The 3574-nt window shown below is 71.2% G+C and carries 5 protein-coding genes and 1 pseudogene; all 6 read right to left on the bottom strand.

The genetic code is table 11. From position 1 onward, the window contains the following. Positions 1-687 (bottom strand): annotated as a pseudogene (locus G5C65_RS33600) (hypothetical protein); the annotation flags it as partial. A gap of 78 nt (positions 688-765) precedes the next feature. Continuing rightward, positions 766-1587: a hypothetical protein gene (locus tag G5C65_RS33595; protein ID WP_165302842.1), complete on the bottom strand. Its 822-nt coding sequence runs from the start codon at positions 1585-1587 to the stop codon at positions 766-768. A gap of 1 nt (position 1588) precedes the next feature. Beyond that, positions 1589-2416 carry a hypothetical protein gene (locus tag G5C65_RS33590; protein ID WP_165302841.1) on the bottom strand — a complete coding sequence of 276 codons (828 nt, stop codon included), beginning with the start codon at positions 2414-2416 and terminating at the stop codon, positions 1589-1591. Continuing rightward, positions 2413-2637, bottom strand: a complete 225-nt coding sequence (locus tag G5C65_RS33585; RefSeq protein ID WP_165302840.1) for a hypothetical protein — start codon at positions 2635-2637, stop codon at positions 2413-2415. Before G5C65_RS33585 ends, G5C65_RS33590 begins: the two co-directional genes overlap by 4 nt. After that, on the bottom strand, positions 2634-3008 hold the full coding sequence (locus G5C65_RS33580) for a WhiB family transcriptional regulator (RefSeq protein ID WP_206442567.1): 375 nt from the start codon (positions 3006-3008) through the stop codon (positions 2634-2636). Before G5C65_RS33580 ends, G5C65_RS33585 begins: the two co-directional genes overlap by 4 nt. 35 nt (positions 3009-3043) lie before the next feature. Further along, the coding region (locus G5C65_RS33575; protein ID WP_165302839.1) for a hypothetical protein at positions 3044-3574 on the bottom strand (531 nt) is incomplete at its 5' end.

Genomic DNA, 3574 nt, shown 5'->3' with positions numbered 1-3574 from the left:
GGGTTCGGCGTCGGGGTGTGGGGTGTCGTGGGGTTCGGGTTGTTCCTCGGAGCCCCCATCCACGTGAGGTTGAACAACAGCCCCAGCCACCCCATGGGGTAGTTCCTTGGCTCTCCCTGGGTTGTTCGGGTCGCGGTCCCCCGAACCGTTCCGGTCGCGGTCCCCCGAACTGGTTCGGGTCGCGGTCCCCCGAACTTCGTCCGCCGTACCGCCGGTAAGTTCCGGTCGCGGTCCCCCGAACTGGTTCGGGGCGCGGTCCCCCGAACTTCCGGCGTCGCCCTCCCAGGGCGCGGGGGCTTTGCCGGGCTTCCTGCGGGACGTCGTCAGGGCTGCTTCTCCGGCCGCCCAGTCGGGGTGTGGACTGAGGATGAGGACATACAGAGTCGGCTTCCCCCGCTTCTGCTCTCCCTTGACGCCAACGACTCCGGCGGCGATCGCAGCTTGCAGATAGCGGCGGCAATCCTTCTCGTCCGCGCCAGCCGCCTTGGCGATGTCCTGGATACGGATGGGCTTCCCGTCGCTGAATCGCAGCTCGCCGGACGCGGCGGCCATGGAGCGGAGCGCGTAGAGCAGGGTGAGGATGCTGCGGCGCAGCTTGACGGGCATCTCGCGGGCCCAGCGCCACGCCAGGGCGTTGCCATAGGCGTGCGGGACGCTGCCGCTGCGCTGCTGCTCGTCAGTGCTCAAGGTGCCCTCGGCTCGGTGGTGTGCGCGATGGAGAAGGGGAGCGCGGGGCCGCCGCAGACGGGCGGCCCCGCTGGCCGACTACTTGGGCATGGGAACGAGGTCCTTGGGGCCCTGCAGGATGCGCCGGATCGGGCGGTCCTCGCGGACGGCGTTCCACGCGCGGATCAGGTAGGCCAGACGCAGGTACGGGTCTGCGCGGTGGGTCCGGTCCTGTGCTTCGTTTACCACCCGGGCCCGCAGCGCGAGGATCGGGTGGCCGGGCGAGAGCTCGACGCCGTCGGCGACACGGGCGAAGAACCACACCGCCTCATCCGGTGCGATGCGGGAGAACAGGTGATGCGCGGTGCCGGTGATGGACGGCTGGAGAGCCTTGAACGTCTGGCGTACCCACACGGCGACCTCTACGGAGCGGTGGATCTCGGGGCGCTCGGCGAGCAGGGCGGCGCACTCGGCGGTGGAGGGTGTGACGTTCGAGGAGAGCTTGTAGTCGCCCCGGTCCCACATCCAGACCTTCTTGAGGACGGAGGCGAGCATCTGCGAGTGCTTCTCACCATTGAGACTGAGGGCGTCGCCGGTGGTGCGCTTGGCTCCGGCGTCCATGGTCGCCTGGCTGGTGTTCACCAGGCCGCTGACGATGAGCATGTTGACGGAGGTGTCCGCCGCGATGAGGGCGAGGAGGCGGTGTTGGCCATCCAGCAGGGTGCCGTCGATGGCGAACTTGATGGACTCGCCGTTCATGGCCCAGTGGCCGGCGGCCATGTCGCGGGCGTACTTGGCGATTGCTGTTTTGCGGACGGGGCGGTTGTGGGTGTTCCTGGTGAGCCATTCGCGCGCGAGGTCGGGGGTGACGGTGAGCACGTCTGTGCGGGGCGTGAGGCCGGGTATGGTGGAGTTGTGCATATCAGTGCTCCTTCTGGATGGAGTGGGCGGCGTCGGAGAGGGCGTCGCTGATGGTGTGGAGGCTCGTCGCCCACCAGCGGCGGGCCTCTTCTCCTGCTTCGCTGTCGTGGAGCCGCATGGCGGTCACGAGGCGGGTGAGGTGGTCCAGGGTGCTGAGGAGTTCGGGCGCCTGGTGGTGGGTCTGGTCGCGGTGGCGAGGGAACCGGTCGTCGGCGGCGAGGCGCGCGAGGCGTTCGGCGGCTCGGGTCAGGTCGCGCGCCGCGTCGGCGAACGCCTCGGGCAGGGGTCGGCGCTTGGCCGCGGCGCCGAGCTGCTCGCGCACGGGGCTCCGGATCGGCTCGTCGGCTCCCCGCACGTGCGGAGCCCTCACGGAGGAGATCTCCAGCGGGGCATCCAACTCCTCGGGCTCCGCCCCGCCGGTGCCCGACGTGAGGTCCGCGTTCGACGGAGCCTGCGGAGCGGGCCGGGACGCGGCGTACGTCTTGCCGTCGGTGCCGGTAACAGGTGAGGAATATTCCTCACGCGAGCCAGCGAGATCGTTTCGCACCGTCTTCTGGTCTGCCCCCGTGGCCACCGCGATGGCTCGGGTGCTGAGCCCGCTATCGCGTAGGGAGACGACAGCCTCCTGTCGCTCTTCGCGTGGCAGCTTGAGCCGCGTCTGCCCGAACTCGGCGGTGCAGTAGGCGTCCCAGCTGTCGTAGCCGAGGGCGGCCCAGGCGCGGGTGGTGTATGCCTCGGTGATGAGTTGCCAGGTGCCGTCGACCGCGATGCGGATGCGGTCGGTCAGGGCGCGGGCCTGCTCGGCGGTGGGGAGCGCGATGTCGTTCACGCAGCGGTCTCCTTCCGGTCGGTGGGGCAGATGAGCTGGTGGGCGGTGATGGCGAGGGGGATGCGGGGTACGGCGTCGCCGGAGGCGCTGGTGGTCCAGCCGCAGGCGGCGCAGCGGTAGTCGGCGGTGGGGTAGTGCAGCCAGCGGCCGGTGTTCCGGTCCCATTCGCCGAAGCACACGTGCAGGCCGGGAAGGTCGGCGGGTGGCCAGTGGGCGGTCATGAGGCGGCCCTGCCTGCGGTCTCGGCGCGGCGGCATGCGGCGCATGGGGTCTCGCCGTGGCGTTGGTGGCGCCGGTAGGCGGCCCGGGTACCGCACGGGGCGGTCCGCCAGTTGTGCGGCGTAGCGAAGTGACCGCTCTCGCGCAGCTGCTCGTATGCGTAACGGCGCTGGCGGCCGGTCAGTCCGGCGAAGATGCCGTACCGGCTGTCGCGGGCCGTGTTCCCCTCCACGAGGAGTGCGAGTTGCAGGCAGGGGGCCTTCACGGGGCAGGCGGCGCAGATCGCGCGGGCGCGGTCCGCCGCGTCGCCGTCGGAGGGGAACCAGATCTCGGGGTCGTGGTCGCGGCATGCGGCCGCGTGGTGCCAGGTCACCAGGCGTCACCTCCGGCTGCGGGGAGGGGGTCGGGTCAAGTGATGCCGTCCAGGGCGCGGCGCTGCTGCTGGGGCACCGGCACGGTGGGGTGGCCGATCCAGTCCAGGCCCATGGCGGCCATGACGGCGGCGTCGGCCATGTCGTACCGGCCGGGGCCCTCGCACCCGACGCCGAGCTGTTCGACGGCGAAGGTGTGCACCATGCCCTTGGTGATCCGCGCTCGCCGCGCCCTGGGTTCGTGCTGTGCGGGGTTGGCGCGGCCGGTGGCGTAGATGGCGCGGCTGTGCGGGGTGGCGACGGCATAGGGGATGTCGCGGGCCCACAGAGCGTGAGTGATGGCCCACCACAGGCCGGCGCGCTCGTGGTGCCCGGCCTGGAGTTGCTGGCCGTAGGCGGGGCCCTCGATGACGACGAGGTCAGCGGCCCGGGTGCGGTCGATGACCTCGCCGCGGAGCCAGCCGAACCGGTGGTGTCCGGTCATGTCCTTGGCGGGGCGGAGGGCGTCGGCCCAGTCGGCTCCGGCGATGCCGGTGGAGGTGAGGGAGGGGTCGATGCCGATGACGAG

It is taken from the genome of Streptomyces boncukensis, assembly GCF_011045075.1.
Lineage (GTDB): Bacteria > Actinomycetota > Actinomycetes > Streptomycetales > Streptomycetaceae > Streptomyces > Streptomyces boncukensis.
Note: the sequence above shows the minus strand (reverse complement) of the source record. Positions and strands in the feature narration are given on the sequence as shown.